Source organism: Gilvibacter sp. SZ-19 (genome assembly GCF_002163875.1).
Taxonomy (GTDB): Bacteria; Bacteroidota; Bacteroidia; order Flavobacteriales; family Flavobacteriaceae; genus Gilvibacter.
This window is the reverse complement of sequence record NZ_CP019333.1, coordinates 417711-435259: the sequence shown is the minus strand read 5'-3', so window position 1 is coordinate 435259 and position 17549 is coordinate 417711. Positions and strand designations below refer to the sequence as shown.

Here is a 17549-nt window from a genome sequence, read left to right as displayed (position 1 = left end):
CAGACATCGACGCAGGCGAGGTTGTAAACCAAGCTACCGCAGAAGGAACTGCTCCTGATGGAACAGTGGTGAGTGATGAGTCAGGTACTACAGTAGATACAGACGATGCTACAGTGACTGAGCTGTGTCAGAACCCTGCTATCGCAATTGTGAAGACTGGAATCTTTGTAGACGGTAACGGCGATGACTGTGCCGACGCAGGAGAGACCATCGAGTATACCTTCGTAGTAACCAACGAAGGAAACGTAAGCCTATCTGGAATCACAGTAACTGATATCCTAGTAGCACCGATCACTTTTGTGGATGGTGACACTGACGGAGACGGAGAGTTGGATGTAGATGAGACTTGGACGTATACGGGTACTTATACGATTACTGCTGCAGACATCGATGCAGGCGAGGTTGTAAACCAAGCCACTGCAGAGGGAACTGCTCCTGATGGAACAGTGGTGAGTGATGAGTCTGGTACTACGGTAGATGCAGACGACGCTACAGTAACTGAACTGTGTCAGAACCCTGCTATCGCAATTGTGAAGACTGGAATCTTTGTAGACGGTAACGGTGATGACTGTGCCGACGCAGGAGAGACCATCGAATATACCTTCGTAGTAACCAACGAAGGAAACGTAAGCCTATCGGGCATCACAGTAACTGATATCCTAGTAGCACCGATCACTTTTGTGGATGGTGATACTGACGGAGACGGAGAATTGGATGTGGATGAGACTTGGACCTATACGGGTACTTATACGATTACTGCTGCAGACATCGACGCAGGCGAGGTTGTTAACCAAGCTACTGCAGAGGGAACTGCTCCTGATGGAACAGTAGTGAGCGATGAGTCCGGTACTACGGTAGATGCAGACGATGCTACAGTAACTGAACTGTGTCAGAACCCTGCTATCGCAATTGTGAAGACTGGAATCTTTGTAGACGGTAACGGTGATGACTGTGCCGACGCAGGAGAGACCATCGAATATACCTTCGTAGTAACTAACCAAGGAAACGTAAGCCTATCGGGCATCACAGTAACTGATATCCTAGTAGCACCGATCACTTTTGTGGATGGTGACACTGACGGAGACGGAGAGTTGGATGTAGATGAGACTTGGACGTATACGGGTACTTATACGATTACTGCTGCAGACATCGACGCAGGCGAGGTTGTTAACCAAGCTACTGCAGAGGGAACTGCTCCTGATGGAACAGTAGTGAGCGATGAGTCTGGTACTACGGTAGATGCAGACGATGCTACAGTAACTGAACTGTGTCAGAACCCTGCTATCGCAATTGTGAAGACTGGAATCTTTGTAGACGGTAACGGTGATGACTGTGCCGACGCAGGAGAGACCATCGAATATACCTTCGTAGTAACTAATGAAGGAAACGTAAGCCTATCGGGCATCACAGTAACTGATATCCTAGTAGCACCGATCACTTTTGTGGATGGTGATACCGATGGAGACGGTGAATTGGATGTAGATGAGACTTGGACGTATACGGGTACTTATACGATTACTGCTGCAGATATCGATGCAGGCGAGGTTGTAAACCAAGCTACTGCAGAGGGAACTGCTCCTGATGGAACGGTAGTAAGTGATGAGTCTGGATTGACCATAAGTGACGATGATCCTACGATCACTAAGCTTTGTCAAGAACCGAGCATTGCCATCATCAAGGAAGGTGTATTCAACGATCTTGACGGAGACGGTTGTGCAGACGTTAAGGAAACCATTACCTATACCTTCACTGTAGTGAACACTGGTAATGTAACCTTGACCAATATCAATGTGATCGATCCGGATGTAGCTGTAGTAGGAGGTCCATTAGCTTCCTTAGCTGCTGGAGAATCAGACAGTACGACCTTTACGGCAACTTACTTGATCACTCAGGCAGATATCGACGCTGGATTCAAAGAGAATCAGGCCGAGGTGACCGGGGTAACTCCACTAGGAGGAACCGTAAGCGACCTTTCTGATGACAATAGCATCTTAGAGGACGATATCACTGTGACCGACCTATGTCAGGCACCGAGCATTGCCTTGATCAAAGTAGGTACCGTAAATGATGAAAATGGAGACGGTTGTACCGACGCTGGTGAGACCATTACTTACCAATTCTTTGTAACCAACACAGGTAATGTAACCTTGACCAATGTAACTGTAGTAGATCCTATGGTTGCTGTGATCGGTGGTCCTGTGACCATAGCAGCGGGAGAGACTGATACAGAAACTTTCACTGCAGTGTACACGGTTACTTTAGACGATGTGAATAACGGATTTGTAATGAACCAGGCAGAAGCCTTTGGTACGGCTCCTGATGGAACTGAAGTATCTGACTTGTCAGACGACAACAGCATCTTAGAAGACGATCCGACAGAAACGAACATCTGTCAGGACGGATCTATCTCTGTAGAGAAAGTTGGAGTCTTTAACGATGAGAACGGAGACGATCAGCCACAACCAGGAGAGACCATTACGTACACCTTCGTAGTGACCAATACAGGTAACGTAACTGTTTACGATATCACAATAGATGATCCACTAGTACCAGTGACCGGAGGTCCGATCACCTTGGAGCCAGGAGAGGTAGATGATTCGACCTTTACTGCTACTTACGCGATCACAGAAGAAGATATCGAGAACGGTGAGGTGATCAACCAAGCTATAGCAACGGGTGTTGATCAGAACGGAAATGAGGTTACTGACGAATCTGACGATCCGAACGATCCAACCAACCGCGATAACAATGGCGATGGTGATCCGGACGATCCAACAGTAGTGGTATTGCCAGATGTATTGGGTGCCGAGTTCGAGATCTTTAACGGTATAACTCCAGATGGAGATGGCCTTAACGATTACTTCCAGATCAATGGAATCGAACAGTTCCCGAACAACAATATGCAGATCTTTAACCGATGGGGTGTACTTGTATTCGAAACCGACAATTACGGTGGAACCAGCGGTAGAGAGAACGTGTTCGAAGGAATCTCTAAAGGTCGTGTAACCATTAGAGAAGGTAAGAAGCTTCCAACAGGAACGTATTACTACGTACTGCGTCGCTTTGTAGACGGGGAAACGTTAACTAACGACGGTTACTTATACATCAACAACCAATAACAATAAAAGAAAGACTCCCGGGGAGCGATCCCCGGGACCTTAAAATCATACGGAAATGATCAGAAAAATTTCTTTAAATCTACTAGCCACACTCTTGATGTGCGTTTGCTTTGAAAGTTTTGCGCAACAAGATCCGCAGTACACGCAGTATATGTACAATACGCAGGTGGTGAACCCGGCTTACGCAGGCTCTCGTGGATCATTGGATTTTGCAGCCCTGTATCGCAGTCAGTGGGTTGGACTGGAAGGAGCCCCAAAAACGGGAACTTTCACAGTGAATTCACCTATTGGAGCCATGGAGAACATGGGACTGGGATTGTCTATTGTGAGTGAACAGCTCGGCCCGGCTAAAGAATCCAATGTAAACATAGATTATTCGTATACGATCAATACTTCGGCATTCTATAAACTCGCTTTTGGTTTAAAAGCGGGGATCGATGTATTGGATGTAGACTTCTCTTTGCTCAATATTGCAGACGGTAGCGATGTCTTTGAGAATAATATTGACAATCGTTTACAGCCGCAGATCGGAGCCGGAGTCTACTATTATTCTGATAAGTTCTATGTTGGTCTTTCTGTACCGAACTTTTTAAATACCAAGCATTTCGACGAAAGTGAGATCGGGCCAACCTCTGCTCAAACTATTGCTGCGGAGCGCTTGCACTATTTCTTTATCACAGGTTATGTGTTCGATCTAGGAACTAATGTGAAGTTCAAACCAGCCTTACTGACCAAATTGGTTAGTGGTTCGCCTTTGCAGGTAGATCTTTCGGCCAACTTCATGATCAATGAGAAATTCACTTTAGGAGCTGCCTACCGCTGGAGTGCTGCCTTGAGCGGAATGGTTGGTTTCCAAGCGACAGAAGGCTTGTTCTTAGGTTTTGCTTACGACAGAGAAACCACAGATTTACAACAATTCAACAGCGGATCGTATGAATTCTTTGTGCGATTCGAGATATTTAATAAACCAGAACGCGCTTTAACACCGCGCTTCTTCTAAACGGGCATACATGAATTCAACCTCACCAATCAGATCAGCATTTATTGCTCTGGGATTCCTGCTTAGTTTACAACTTGGTCATGCACAGACAACACAGCTCAATCAGGCGAATAAGGAATATGACAAATACGCCTATATCGATGCTCAGAAGGTCTATTTGCAGGTAGTTAAAGACGGTTACGTCTCTGCAGAGATCTATCAGAAATTAGGAAACACCTATTTCTTTAACAGCGATTATAAAGATGCCGCCAAATGGTACGGACGTCTAGTGAGCGATTACGCAGAAGAAGCCGAACCGATCTATTACTATCGCTACGCGCTAGCCCTTAAAAGTCTAGGGCGCTACGAAGAGTCAGACCAAATGATGGCGACCTTTGTGGAAAAAGGAGGAGCAACCAAGATTGCTACCAATTTTAAAGCGAACCCTGATTATCTAAAGGATATCGCTTTTGGTGCAATAGATTACGAACTCTCTAAAGTGAGTGCCAACACTGCGAACTCCGACTTTGGCCCCGCCTATTTTGGAGAGAACAAGGTGGTATTCGCATCTGCTTCAGATACTATCATGGATGGTAAATTAGCAGTACACGAATGGAACAACCAGCCGTATTTGGATCTTTTTATTGCCGATATGGATGCCGAGGGTGATCTGATCAACCTCAAGCGTTTAAAAGGCGATGTGAACACTAAATACCACGAATCCAATCCTGCGTTCACTCAGGACTTGCGTCATATGTACTTTACGCGTAACAATTTTATAGACGGAAAACGTGGGAAAGACAAGACCAAGACCATCCGCCTAAAGATCTACAAAGCAACCTTAAGCGGCGAAACCTTTTGGACCAACATTCAAGAGCTTCCATTTAATAGCGACGATTATTCTGTGGCCCACCCAACCTTGAGTTTGGATGGTAAACGTTTGTATTTCGCTTCTGACATGCCCGGAACGCTTGGACAAAGTGATATTTGGTATGTAACCATCAACGAAGACGGAACATACGGAGATCCTGTCAATGTTACCGAGATCAATACAGAGGCGCGCGAGAGTTTTCCTTTTATCAGTGAATCCAATCATTTGTATTTTTCTTCTGACGGTCGTGCAGGCCTCGGAGGATTGGATATTTATATGACTCCACTGAACGAAAATGGACTGCCTACTACAATTACCAATTTGGGTGAACCTGCAAACAGCGAGAAAGACGATTTTGGTTTTATCGTAAGAGAAAGCAAGAAGATCGGATATCTTTCCTCCAATCGCGATGGCGATGCCGGATTCACCAATGACGAGATTTACCGTGTGCGACAGTGTGAGATCACTTTAGAAGGTGTGATCACCGATGCCGGAACAGGAGAACTACTTCCGGGAGCTCGCGTACAATTGGTCGACGCAGAGAACAATCCGGTTGGAGAACCTGTAATTGTGGGCGATGATGCTAAGTATAGCTTTGTAGTGGCCTGTAATACACAATATGTGGTTCGCGCAGATAAGCTCGATTACGAACCCGCAGAGCGCATTGTAAATACTCCGGATGTGACCAGCGTGGTAGATGCTTCTTTGGCCCTAATTGGAGTTCCTTGTGCTTCTAACGACTTAGGATGTAAATTGGACTTGCAGCCGATCTATTTCGATTTGGATAGATTCAACATCCGTCCGGATGCTGCTGTGGAATTGGCTAAGATCTTAGTTGCTATGCAGCAATATCCAGAACTTGTAATTCATATAGAATCTCATACAGACAGTAGAGCTACAGATCGATATAACGAAATCCTATCCGAGCGTCGAGCGCAATCGACCATGGCTTGGTTGGTAGAGCGTGGAATTGCTCCGTCGCGACTATCTGCAAAGGGCTATGGAGAGACGCGATTGGTTAACCAATGTGCCAACGGAGTGGAATGTAGTGAAGAAGAGCACCAGCTCAACAGACGATCCATGTTTATCATACAGGATTAAGACTTCCCAATTAACCTCACCAAAAAGGCGCTTGTATGAGCGCCTTTTTGCATTTAAAGGAAAGCATTTTCGTACTTTTGTGTAAAAGCGTGTATATGAAAGAAGAAATGGTGGTATTGGTCAATGAGCGGGATGAGCAAGTTGGGCTGATGCCAAAGATGGAGGCACACGAGAAAGCGGTATTGCATCGCGCATTTTCTGTCTTCGTTTTTAACCGAGATGGCGAGCTTATGCTACAGCAGCGTGCCTTGTCGAAATACCATTCTCCAGGGCTTTGGACCAATACCTGTTGTAGTCATCAGCGCGAAGGGGAATCCAATTTGGAAGCTGGAGCCAGAAGGCTACAAGAAGAAATGGGTTTTCAAACGCCCTTGAAAGAAGTAACCTGGTTTATTTATAAGGCCCCTTTTGACAATGGTCTTACCGAGCATGAGTTAGACCATATAATGGTAGGACATTACGAAGGGGAGCCGCAGATTAACCCAGAAGAAGTAGAAGCCTGGAAATGGATGCCAATAGAAGATGTCAAGGCAGATATCGAGGCCCATCCGGAGCAATATACAGCTTGGTTTAAGATCATCTTTGAGAAATATTATCAGCATATCAGTCAATAAATGAGTCTGACCGTATACAGAAAAGCCCATTTTAACGCAGCGCATCGTTTGTACAATCCCGCCTGGGATGAGGCGAAGAATGCCGCTGTATTCGGAAAATGCAGCAATCCACATTACCACGGCCACAATTACGAATTAGTTGTAGGAGTTACTGGAGAGGTGGATCCTGAAACGGGCTTTGTAATAAGTATAGAAGACTTAAAGGCGATCATTAAGACGGAGGTTGAAGATGCTTACGATCATAAGAATCTCAATTTGGAGGTCAAAGATTTTGAGCAATTGAACCCTACGGCAGAGAATATTGCTATTTGTATTTACAACAGGCTTCGTCCTCATATAGCGAGTGATCTAGAGTTGGAGGTGACGCTCTACGAGACCCCGCGCAATTTTGTAACCTACAAAGGATAAGTTATGGCCCTAGAAATTGGCGATCAGCTCCCTGCATTTACATTGAAAGATCAAGAGGGCAATGAGTTTGACAGTCAAAAAGAATTGGCTGGGCAAGCCGCTGTGATCTACTTTTATCCCAAGAATTTCACCCCAGGATGTACCGCTGAGGCGTGTAGTTTTAGAGATCATTTTGAAGACTTTACTGCGGCAGGAGTACAGGTGATAGGTATTAGTGGAGATTCAGAGCAATCTCATGCAAAATTCGCAAAACGATTTAACTTACCCTTTACGCTATTGGCCGACGCCAAAGGGCAGGTTCGTCGAATGTTCGGTGTAAAAAGTGCATTGCTTGGTATCTTGCCGGGCAGAGAAACCTACGTGTTCAATGCAGATGGCATTTTGATAAAGCGATTTAAGGCCTTGGCGGCCGATCCGCACATCCGCATGGCACTTAGGGAATTAAACAAATTATAAGCAATGGATGCAATGCCCCTTTACGCCCTTAAGTTCAACCCTATCCTTAAAGACAAGGTGTGGGGAGGAACTAAAATCAAAACACATTTTGGTAAAAAAACAGACCTCCCTAATGTAGGAGAAAGCTGGGAACTCTCTGGAGTTCCAGGAAACATTTCTGTGGTCAACAATGGTCCTTTGGCAGGTCAGGATTTAAACACCTTACTCAAGCAATATCCTGCAGAGCTGTTAGGAGAAAGGCTTTATGCCAAGCACGGTCCTGTGTTTCCTTTACTCTTTAAGTTTATAGATGCTGCCTTAGACCTTTCTGTACAAGTGCATCCTGCGGATGAGTATGCAAAAAAGCACCACGATTCCTTTGGAAAATCGGAGATGTGGTACATCATGCAAGCCGATGAGGACGCAGACCTAATCGTTGATTTCAAGGCTCCCGTAAGTAAAGAGACCTATTCTGAGGCACTCGATAATAAAGCATTAGGAACGCTTCTTAATTTTCATAAGGTACAAGCAGGAGATAGCTATTTTATTGCCCCTGGTACCATACATGCTATTTGCGGAGGAGTTATGGTGGCCGAGATACAACAGACCTCAGACATAACCTATCGCGTTTATGATTGGGACAGACCAGGAACCGACGGAAAAATGCGCGAATTGCACACTCAAGAGGCCTTGGATGTACTGAATTTTGATGCTCCTAACGATCAAAAGCTCAATTACACGAAAAAAGAGAACGCTAGCAACCAGGTGTGTCGATCTGATTTTTTTGATACACGCTATTTACCTTTAACAACTGCCATTACACAAGATCTGTCCGATACCGATTCTTTTGTGGTGTATATGTGTTTGAGCGGAACCGTTAGCTTTACACTAAATGGGCAGGAGACCACTTTGGTTAAAGGGCAGACAGCCATGATACCTGCAGCAGCAACTCGTGTAGTTATTAAAACCGATGGTGCAGAACTTTTAGAAGTTCGTGTGCCATAATGCCGCTTAAAAGCGTACTTTTACCCCATAAAATAAAGTATTATGGCTAGTGTTAGAGATTTAAAGAAGGATTTGAACTTTGTATTGGGAGACATCATCGAGGCCGTTTACGGCTGGGAGTTGGAAAACCCAAAGGCAGACAGTAAAAAATCCGAAGCCATTATAGACGAGGCTATCACCACTTTTGATGAGCTTACGGCTAAGATCAATCAGAAAGATGTTGAGAACAAAAAGGCGCATTTCAATGCCATTTCCAAAGAATTGGAAGACCGTGGCAACGCCCTTTTAGACAAACTCGCGAAGCTTTAATTATTGTTCATTGGCAGCGGCCTGCTGCTCTTTGATCAAGGCGTACAGGGCTTTTCCGTAAGTTCCTGTTCTAACGCTGTCTTGTAGGGCATTGTATACCGTGTCCAGGTAATTCGTATTGGCTACACGCACCTCATTTAGAACCACATAAGGCGATGCGGCATAAGCGGTATTGTTTGTGGCGAAGTTGATAGTGGCCAAATACTTTGAGCGTACCAGTTGTAGTTGTTGGGCTTCAATGGCTGCAGTTAGCGAATCGTTCTGCTGCTTCCCAGATTCTATCAATGCCTTGATAAGTTCTAAGTTTCTATCCGTAAAACGACTCATATTCTGCTTGTATTCCATCCATTTGTCGTGGTTTTGAGAGCCTTTTATTACAGCCGCACCTTGAAGATTGTTCAAGCGAGTGCTCAATTCTACAGTGCCCTTTTCCATAAAGATCGGAATGCGGGTATCAATCAGCTCACTGGCATCTACCAAAACATGCACGTATAATACTTCTGGGCTCTCTAAGTTAGTGCCCAAAGTAAGGGGAGACTGTCCGTCTACCAGAACCGAATCTATGCGAATCAAACTGCTGTCTTGCAAGCGCTCCAAGTAGACCTTTCCTTTGTTGAGGTCTTTGATGTTGGCCACCAAAATGCTATTATTTTCGGCTTGCTCGGAGCAGCTCAGCAAACCTAAAATCATCAAAACAGAAGCGAAAATTCGAGTGCGCATGGTTGAAATTATTTGCGGCAAATATCTGTATTTTTTGGCGCTTCTCCTAAGAGGCTGCAGCCAATTGCATTAAAAATGTACAAGCCACTGCACCTAAGGTTCCTATGGCATATCCAAAGACTGCCAAGAGTACTCCTACAGTAGTGAGCGAGCTGTGAAATGCCGAAGCTACGATAGGGGCAGAGGCGGCTCCACCCACATTAGCCTGACTCCCTACAGCCAAGAAAAAGTAAGGCGCGCGGATCAGTTTAGCCATGCCAATTAAGATACCTGCATGAACTGCCATCCACACAAAACCAACCACAATCAATCCAGGGTTATTGAAGATAAGTCTTAAGTCCATTTTCATCCCGATGGTTGCTACAAGGATGTATATAAACACGCTACCCATTTTACTGGCACCGGCTCCTTCTAAATTACGGGCTTTGGTGTAACTCAAGAGCACTCCAATCAAGGTCGCAATAGTGACCATCCAAAAGAATGAACTGCCTAAAAAGCTAAATACGTTCTTGGTCAGTCCGCTAAGTCCATCGACCCATCCGGAGAGCGCGGCTGCCATTATATCGCCCAGCCAGTGCGAAGCTCCAACGGCTCCAAAAGCCAAGGCGCCTAAGACCATGAGTTCGCTTAAAGATGGATTGTGACTCACTTTTTCGGTAAAGGCGGTCATTTTTTGCTTGAGCGATTCTATGGCAGTATTGTCTGCTTTAAGCCAGCGGTCTATGCGCGCTGACTTTCCAATCCCTATAAGAATGATAGCCATCCAGACGTTAGCCACAAGAATATCGACAAATACCATTTGTCCGTATAGTTTCTGATTGTAGCCATAGATCTCCAGCATAGCACTCTGATTGGCACCACCACCGATCCAGCTTCCAGCCAGGGTCGATAGCCCTCGCCATACAGCATCAGCGCCTTCACCACCTACGGTTTCTGGAGAAATACTGCCTACAATCAGCACTGCCAAAGGTCCTCCTAAAATGATACCCGCTGTACCTGCCAAGAACATCCATAAGGCCTTGGGCCCAAGGTTAAATACACCTTTTAGATCTAAGCTCAAGGTCATTAAAACAAGAGCTGCAGGCAATAAATAGCGACTGGCCATATGGTATAGACCAGAACTTGCCTCTGTTGCTGTTCCATCCGCAGCAACGCTAGTCCATTCTGGGGCTATGATGCCCGTAGTAGTTAAGATAGCCGGCACAAAATAGGCCATAAAGAGGGCAGGGATGTATTTATAGAATTTTGCCCAAGGCCCACTTTTTTTGCTAGAGGTATAAAAAACAAAGCCCAAGCAGAGCATGAGCAGTCCAAAAACGATCTTGTCGTTTGTAATGAGAGGCGTGGTGTCTTTGACCACCTCGGTAATAAATAAGGTCATTTAGCAGTTGTTTGGCTGCAAAATACAATTTCCAAGTGGAAAGCGGAAGTACAATTGCTCAGTCCTTGGGGTCCTCCTTCTTTTTAGGCAACCTTTTGGCCTCTTTGAGCACTTTGTTCAGCATCCATTCGATCTGGCCATTGGTAGATCTGAACTCATCGGCTGCCCATTTCTCGACAGCCTTCATGAGGTCTTCATTGATCCGCAATGCAAAAGCCTTCTTTTTGGCCATGATTATTGGTTTACAAAGTCCACTACGATATCTAAGAATCCTGGACTTAAAGGTTTGTTGGGTTCGTTATAGGATTTGGCATTCTCCATATCGCTGCCTTCTATGAACTTTAAAACGTGATTCATATTCTCCACTACAGCGAATTGAGCATCCGGTTTTGCCTGGGCAAGGAGTTGCGCTTCTTCTACATCCACCTGCAGGTCTTTGTTGCCATTTACTATTAGTACAGGGCAGCTTAATTTTGCGATCTCCACTTTTGGGTCGTACTGCATCCAAGACAGCATAAAGGGTTGTATGTCTTTTCTGAAAATAGAAGCCAAGCCAGGACTAAATTGTTCGGCCTTACCTTCGGTTCGCATGTCTGTAAAGGCCTGCTGAGCGTTTTCTGCCAAGCCTGGAGCCTGTCTTTCTAGCTGGTCAATGATCACTTCGTCTATCGATTGACCCGCTCCTGCCAAAGAAATAAAACCGTCAGCTCCTTCTTGCGCGGCGAGCATGCCTACAAGAGATCCTTGAGAATGCCCTGCAATATGAATTTCACTAAAAGCTCCGCTGTTTTGAAAATATTTCAGCACAGCTTTAGCATCGTCCACAAAATCATTGAAAGAGAGTGTAGCTTCGTTCAGGGTTCTGTTGCGAAGCATGGGCATGATCCGTTTATCATAACGAAAACTGGCAATTCCAGCCTCACTTAAGCCTTGTGCCAGGTATTTTAAGGAGTTGTTCATCACCATGGGTTGGTTCCCGTCACGATCTGTTGGTCCAGAGCCTTGAATAATGATCACTAAAGGCACTGCAGACTGATCCGCCGGGCGTAGTAAGGTTCCTTCTACCAAGGAAGTTACTTTCAGGTCTACACTTTCAAAGTTGACATCTTGTGCCAGTGCCTGAGCAGTTAGTATTATAGATAAAATGATAACCTTAATTAGCTTCATGACCAGTTGTTTTTAGGTAATAGTTTATGGCTGAGGTGGCCGCATCTTTTTGTTGGGTTCCGATTAGTACCTTCTTTCCGTTCTTGAGTTCGAGTTGTATTCCGACATTGCCGGAAACATTATAGGCCTTGCCTTTAGATTTGCTAAAACTTACACGATAGCCCCAACCTCCGTATTCGCCGATCGCACTGTAGTTTCTTACATAAGCTTTAGTAATCGCATCCCAGGATTGCAGATTGTTCTTGCCTGGAATGGGATGAAACCCGTAGTGGATTCCTTTTTCATCGATCCGAGTTTCTAAGCGGAAGATGAACATTATAAAGAACAACAAACCTAAAGTCAATGCCAATGCACCTCCAACAATGATAAGCTCAGTTTGTCCAATGCCTTGCCAATCGACTAAAAAGAAAATAGGCAGCGTGGTCAAGCCTGCTACCGAGATCAGTACCACTCTTAACCACCCTTGATTGAACTTTTGTGTTTCATTAAAAACGCGCATACTAAGTGTTTAATGTTCCTGCGTTTACTACTGGAGAAGCATCTTTATCTCCGCAAAGGATCACCATTAGATTGCTTACCATAGCTGCTTTGCGCTCTTCGTCCAAGTCTACTACTTGTTTTTTACTGAGCTCTTCTAGGGCCATTTCTACCATGCTCACGGCGCCTTCCACGATCTTGTGTCGCGCAGCCACGATAGCTGTAGCCTGCTGACGCTTCAACATAGCCGAAGCGATCTCATTGGCGTAGGCCAAATAACCGATGCGAGACTCTAGTACTTCGATACCAGCAATGGCCAAGCGATCTGTCAATTCGTTTTCTAGTGCCTGATTCACCTCTTGAGTACTTGAGCGCAGGGTGATCTCTTCTTCGAGGCCTTCGTCTGCGAAGTTGTCGTAAGGATACATACTTGCAAGCTCTCTTACAGCGGCATCGGTCTGTACGCGAACAAAGTGCTCGTAGTTATCAACGTCAAAAGCAGCCCTGTGCGTATCCTGAACACGCCAAACTAAAATGGTACTGATGTTTACCGGGTTTCCGAGTTTGTCGTTCACTTTTAAACGCTCACTGTCGAAGTTTCTGGCACGTAAGGAGATTTTTTTCTTGGTGTAAAAGGGATTGACCCAAAACAAGCCATTCTTCTTTATGGTACCTACATACTTACCAAACAGTAATAACACGCGGCTTCCGTTTGGATTGATCATCACAAGACCAGGCAGAAGAAAGAATCCTAGGATCAATAAACCGGCCATCCAAGGACTGCGCAAGCTAATAATACCCGCGATCCCACCGATAATAGCGGCAAGGGTAAAGAACAGCATGATGTAACCGTTCATGGGTACGATGATTTTTTCGTTTGTCATAGTGTTAGATTTAAAATGATATCAATATGATATAATAAAAGTATCACTTTTTTCAAAAACGTTACACTTTTTTCAAATTTTTTTTACGAGGCAATAGTTATCTTTGTAAAAAACCCAACTATGCGACTACGCACTTCCCTTTTAGTATTGGTCTTTTTAATGACTGCTCAAGTTTCTTTTGCAGACTGGGGCAAGACCGGGCATCGCGCCACTGGCGAAATAGCCACTAAGTATCTTAGTCCAAAAGCCCTTGCAGCTGTCAATGACTTACTCGATAATAAATCGCTCGCCTTGGTCTCTACCTATGCGGATGAGATTAAAAGTGACACCCTATACCGAGCATATGGGCCATGGCATTATGTGAACTATCCCTTTGGAAGTGATTACGACAAACACCCAAAGAGTGAGTATGGCGATCTTATGGTAGGCATAGACACAGCCATTAAAGTGCTCAAAGATCCGAACTCGAGTAAAGAAGAAAAGGCCTTTCATTTAAAGATGCTCGTACATTTTGTAGGCGATCTGCACCAGCCATTACATGTTGGGATAGCTGACGATCGCGGAGGTAACCGCTTCCAAGTGCAATGGTTTGACGAGGGAACGAACTTGCACAGCATTTGGGACAGCAGCCTGCTAGACTATTACAAGATGTCTTATATGGAATTGGCTGCCACAGCGCCTTATCTCAGCCCAGAAGAGGTGGAGGCAGTCGCTCAAGGAACCCATTACGACTGGATGCGAGAATCTCGAGCTTTGTGTGAGGATATCTATGCCAATACCAAGGTTGGAGCCAACTTAAAATACCGCTACGCTTACCTATATATGGATAAATTACGGATGCAATTGCACAAAGGAGGTATCCGTCTAGCCATTATTTTAAATGAGGTTTTTGCGTAAGAAATTCTGAGAAGTTCTGCGTAATTTGCTTCTACCCATGAAGCAGTCTACAAACCTCACTACATTTTTTCGCTATATGGCCGGTTTTCTGATCGGCGGTCACGGCATTTACAGAATACTTCTGTTGGAGCAGTATACAGCTTTTGTAAGCACTCGATTTGACAAAGTACTCCCACCAGGAAACCTTTCGGAAGCCTTGATCATGATGTTTCCCTTTGCCGAATTCTTTGTCGGAGCCTTAATTGTCAGTAATCTGGTCATACGAGAGGCCTTAAACCTTGGAGTGTATATCACCTTAATTATTATGGCCTTTTTGTTTATAGGGACACCAGATATCCATATTCTTTATCACATAGGCACATTGGCCATCTTGATCTATCTTAAGTCGGCCTATCGCGCTCTACAATGGACTAAATCAGAACTCTAAAGGTTAGATTTATCCTGGGGCCGACTTCTTTTTTTGTTTTGGGGATCTGATGCTGCCAGAGATGTTGCGTTGCGCCTTGCATCAAGAGTAAACTACCAGCTCCTAGTTCCAGCTTATAGGTGTTGCTTTTGTCGGCTTTTTCCCTAAACTTGAACACACGAGTTGCTCCAAAACTCAAGCTGGCTATTACAGGGTTTTGTCCCAATTCTTTTTCATCGTCTGCATGCCAACCGTTAGAATCGTTGCCATTGCGATACAAATTCAATAAGACTGTTGTAAAAGCTGCATCTGTGACTTTCTCTATCCGCTCTTTAAGATTAAGCAGTAAAGGAGTAAACGGCCTTGGGTACATGGTGATGTTGGAGTAGGAGTAGGGTTGCTCGTTTTCCGCATACAAGGCCGTAAGCCTTGGCTGAGCGTAGACCTTTCCAAATACCTTTATATCGTCTTGCTGCCAGGCTGTTTCTGCGAGTAATTGCTCAAAAAGTACTTCAGACTCATTGGCAGCGATAAAATTAGGGTAGTAAATGGCGTCTGCTCCAGCTAGGGGCAGGCGAATAGGTTCTGGTTCGCTATTGCCAAACAGATCAGACATATTGCCAAGCCCAATACATCAGTCCAAACTGTAAGGGAACGCGCAGTATCAATACCCAAACAGGTAATTTCATTCGCGCTTCCTTTTCCTGCAACATATAAATATGGACGGGTAAGAATAAGATCAGCAGTACAATGATACCCCAAGCAGCTACTCTGGTGGTTCCGTCACTGCTCACAAGCATAAGGCCAAAGACCATCTCTAGCATACCACTAATAATGATCAAGGTGTCATGCGCCGGTAAGTAGGGAGGCATGATCTTTTTATAGATATGTGGCCATTTAAAATGCGCTGCGCCAGCCGCGATAAATATCACGGCCAGTAAATATTGGTGCCAAGGAAAGTTCATTAGGGTTTCAGGGAATTGATCCAAGCATTGATTTTCTCTTCTAAAAGGGCTAGTGGTAAACTACCGCTCTCCAGTATTTCGTTGTGGAAAGATTTGATATCAAAATTATCGCCCAACTCCTGTTCTGCCTTGGCGCGTAGCTCCAAGATCTTTAGCTGCCCGATCTTGTAAGACAACGCTTGTCCTGGAATAGCCATATACCGTTCTATCTCCGCAGTAATACTAGCTTCGCTTTCCGCTTCATTGTCCAAGGAGTATTGTATAGCCTTCTCACGGCTCCAGCCTTTGGTGTGAATTCCGGTATCTACCACTAAGCGAATGGCACGGTGCATCTCTGCACTCAACATTCCAAAGTATTGGTAGGGATCGTCATAAAGACCTAATTCTTTACCCAAAGACTCGGTATACAAGGCCCAGCCCTCTCCATAAGCAGAGTACCAAAGTGTTTTGCGGAATTGAGGAAGATTCTCGTTCTCTTGGGTCAAGGATACTTGAAAGTGATGTCCGGGTATTGCCTCGTGTAAGAACAGATCCTCATCCGAATAAATATTATAGCTGGTCACGTCTGGAATCGGTACATAGAAAATCCCTGGGCGGGTGCCGTCTAAGGATCCTGGGTTGTATTGCGCACTGGCAGAAGCTTCGCGGAACTTTTCCGTTCTGCGGACCTCAAACTCGGTTTTGGGTTGCATGTCGAACAATTTGTCGATCTGCGGTTTCATTTTGTCGTGAATGGCGTTGAAGTTGTCTATCACTTGCTGCGGATCTGTAAATGGCATAAGCTCTTTATTGGTGCGCACATGATCAAAGAAGGCCTTCAGATCTCCCTCAAAACCAACCTGAGCTTTTACTTGTTCCATGGCGGCGCGAATACGCGCTACTTCGTTGAGTCCCAGTTGATGGATCTCATCCGCAGTCATATCAGTAGTGGTGTACAATTTGATCAAACGGTTATATTGCTCAGCGCCTCCGGGAATATCAGAATAACCCGAGCTCTCGCGACTGGCTGGCAAGTAGGTGTTCTCAAGATAGTTGTACAGCTCCTCAAGCTTAGGCGAAAGCTTGTCGTTGATCATGGTTGTGTAGGCCTGTGTAAGGCTGTCTTTTACCGCTTGGTCCATATCTTCCGGCAGCATTCGTATTGGACTGTAAAACAAACTTTGCTCCGCAGATTCACTTACCAAGCTCTTAATTTGAGGCAATACCTTTTTGGTCAAAGCTTGAGGTAAAACTATGCCTTGAGCAATTCCTTTTTCCATATTCACCATGGCTGTATCTACTATGGGTAGCATAGCGTCGAGACGTTCTAACCAGTTGGTATAATCCTTTTTATTGGTAAAGGGTTGCGCACTTTGTCCACTTCCTAACTGGGCAAACATCAAAATAGGCGAATTGAATTGATCTACAGGCAAGAGTTCTCCAGGAAAATCTTTGCCTTCTATATTACGCTCGCATTCCCACAGCAAAATCTTTTTACTGAGCAGTTCGTTCTCGTCCAGATCTGCGTCGTCTATCGCGATAACGGCTTCTTTGTACTTCTTGTAATAAGCCAATTCTTTGTCGCGAAACTCCATGGTGTAAAAGTTGGGCAGCAAATTATTAAAGCGGCTGTCACCTTCGAAAGTGGCGTTCCACGGATAGAGTTCATAACTCTCGGCTTTAAAGTCCTCGAGGAGTTGCGCCAGAGCTTCTGAGCCGTCGGCAGTTGTGGTTTGCTCTTCAGCTTCTTTACACGAAAAAAGTACAAGCAGCAGTAACGATAGTGAAAATAGAATGCGCATTTTAGTTTGGTTTAGTCTTTTTGATGTTTT

General features: G+C 44.9%; 19 protein-coding genes. 10 read left to right on the top strand and 9 right to left on the bottom strand.

Features of this window, described 5'->3' with window-relative positions:
* The 8 genes from BTO09_RS02010 to BTO09_RS01975 form a co-directional block, all read left to right on the top strand.
* A partial coding sequence (locus BTO09_RS02010; RefSeq protein WP_198356510.1) for a gliding motility-associated C-terminal domain-containing protein occupies positions 1 to 3119 on the top strand: 3119 nt, incomplete at its 5' end.
* A 55-nt stretch (positions 3120 to 3174) separates the two neighbouring features.
* Entirely contained in the window at positions 3175 to 4119 is a 945-nt protein-coding gene (locus BTO09_RS02005; RefSeq protein ID WP_087523071.1) for a type IX secretion system membrane protein PorP/SprF, read from the top strand.
* A gap of 10 nt (positions 4120 to 4129) precedes the next feature.
* The gene (locus BTO09_RS02000; protein WP_087523070.1) at positions 4130 to 6070 is read left to right on the top strand and encodes an OmpA family protein; all 1941 of its coding nucleotides are present in this window, start codon (positions 4130 to 4132) and stop codon (positions 6068 to 6070) included.
* 95 nt (positions 6071 to 6165) lie between these two features.
* Positions 6166 to 6684: an isopentenyl-diphosphate Delta-isomerase gene (gene idi, locus BTO09_RS01995; protein WP_087523069.1), complete on the top strand. Its 519-nt coding sequence runs from the start codon at positions 6166 to 6168 to the stop codon at positions 6682 to 6684.
* Entirely contained in the window at positions 6685 to 7092 is a 408-nt protein-coding gene (locus BTO09_RS01990; protein WP_087523068.1) for a 6-carboxytetrahydropterin synthase, read from the top strand. It begins immediately after the preceding gene.
* A 3-nt stretch (positions 7093 to 7095) separates the two neighbouring features.
* Entirely contained in the window at positions 7096 to 7548 is a 453-nt protein-coding gene (locus tag BTO09_RS01985; RefSeq protein ID WP_087523067.1) for a peroxiredoxin, read from the top strand.
* 3 nt (positions 7549 to 7551) lie between these two features.
* Entirely contained in the window at positions 7552 to 8532 is a 981-nt protein-coding gene (locus BTO09_RS01980; protein WP_232454984.1) for a type I phosphomannose isomerase catalytic subunit, read from the top strand.
* Positions 8533 to 8574: 42 nt separating this feature from the next.
* Positions 8575 to 8841, top strand: a complete 267-nt coding sequence (locus tag BTO09_RS01975; RefSeq protein WP_087523066.1) for a hypothetical protein — start codon at positions 8575 to 8577, stop codon at positions 8839 to 8841.
* Here BTO09_RS01975 and BTO09_RS01970 read toward each other — a convergent pair whose 3' ends face one another.
* From BTO09_RS01970 to BTO09_RS01945, 6 genes are read right to left on the bottom strand one after another with little or no spacing between them, the layout of a single operon-like run.
* Complete coding sequence (locus BTO09_RS01970) at positions 8842 to 9561, bottom strand: DUF4369 domain-containing protein (protein ID WP_087523065.1); 720 nt, start codon at positions 9559 to 9561, stop codon at positions 8842 to 8844.
* A 46-nt stretch (positions 9562 to 9607) separates the two neighbouring features.
* The gene (locus tag BTO09_RS01965) at positions 9608 to 10942 is read right to left on the bottom strand and encodes a DUF819 domain-containing protein (RefSeq protein WP_087523064.1); all 1335 of its coding nucleotides are present in this window, start codon (positions 10940 to 10942) and stop codon (positions 9608 to 9610) included.
* Between the two features lie 58 nt (positions 10943 to 11000).
* On the bottom strand, positions 11001 to 11174 hold the full coding sequence (locus BTO09_RS01960; RefSeq protein ID WP_087523063.1) for an Arc family DNA binding domain-containing protein: 174 nt from the start codon (positions 11172 to 11174) through the stop codon (positions 11001 to 11003).
* 2 nt (positions 11175 to 11176) lie between these two features.
* On the bottom strand, positions 11177 to 12109 hold the full coding sequence (locus BTO09_RS01955; RefSeq protein WP_087523062.1) for a S9 family peptidase: 933 nt from the start codon (positions 12107 to 12109) through the stop codon (positions 11177 to 11179).
* Entirely contained in the window at positions 12096 to 12608 is a 513-nt protein-coding gene (locus BTO09_RS14545) for a hypothetical protein (RefSeq protein WP_232454983.1), read from the bottom strand. Before BTO09_RS14545 ends, BTO09_RS01955 begins: the two co-directional genes overlap by 14 nt.
* A gap of 1 nt (position 12609) precedes the next feature.
* Positions 12610 to 13470, bottom strand: a complete 861-nt coding sequence (locus BTO09_RS01945) for an SPFH domain-containing protein (protein WP_087523061.1) — start codon at positions 13468 to 13470, stop codon at positions 12610 to 12612.
* Between the two features lie 120 nt (positions 13471 to 13590).
* Between BTO09_RS01945 and BTO09_RS01940 the strand changes: the two genes are divergently transcribed.
* Both BTO09_RS01940 and BTO09_RS01935 read left to right on the top strand, forming a co-directional pair.
* Positions 13591 to 14367, top strand: a complete 777-nt coding sequence (locus tag BTO09_RS01940; protein WP_087523060.1) for a S1/P1 nuclease — start codon at positions 13591 to 13593, stop codon at positions 14365 to 14367.
* Between the two features lie 37 nt (positions 14368 to 14404).
* On the top strand, positions 14405 to 14794 hold the full coding sequence (locus BTO09_RS01935) for a hypothetical protein (protein ID WP_087523059.1): 390 nt from the start codon (positions 14405 to 14407) through the stop codon (positions 14792 to 14794).
* On the opposite strand, the gene BTO09_RS01930 is transcribed toward BTO09_RS01935, so the two are convergent.
* Genes BTO09_RS01930 through BTO09_RS01920 form a run of 3 tightly spaced genes read right to left on the bottom strand, consistent with a single transcriptional unit; the run spans position 14778 to position 17519 of the window.
* Entirely contained in the window at positions 14778 to 15389 is a 612-nt protein-coding gene (locus BTO09_RS01930; RefSeq protein ID WP_087523058.1) for an alpha-ketoglutarate-dependent dioxygenase AlkB, read from the bottom strand. The genes BTO09_RS01935 and BTO09_RS01930 overlap by 17 nt on opposite strands.
* The gene (locus BTO09_RS01925) at positions 15382 to 15738 is read right to left on the bottom strand and encodes a MauE/DoxX family redox-associated membrane protein (protein ID WP_087523057.1); all 357 of its coding nucleotides are present in this window, start codon (positions 15736 to 15738) and stop codon (positions 15382 to 15384) included. Before BTO09_RS01925 ends, BTO09_RS01930 begins: the two co-directional genes overlap by 8 nt.
* A complete protein-coding gene (locus BTO09_RS01920; RefSeq protein ID WP_087523056.1) occupies positions 15738 to 17519 on the bottom strand; it encodes a DUF885 family protein in 1782 nt (593 codons plus the stop codon). The genes BTO09_RS01925 and BTO09_RS01920 overlap by 1 nt, the downstream gene beginning before the upstream one ends.
* Positions 17520 to 17549 lie beyond the last annotated feature (30 nt).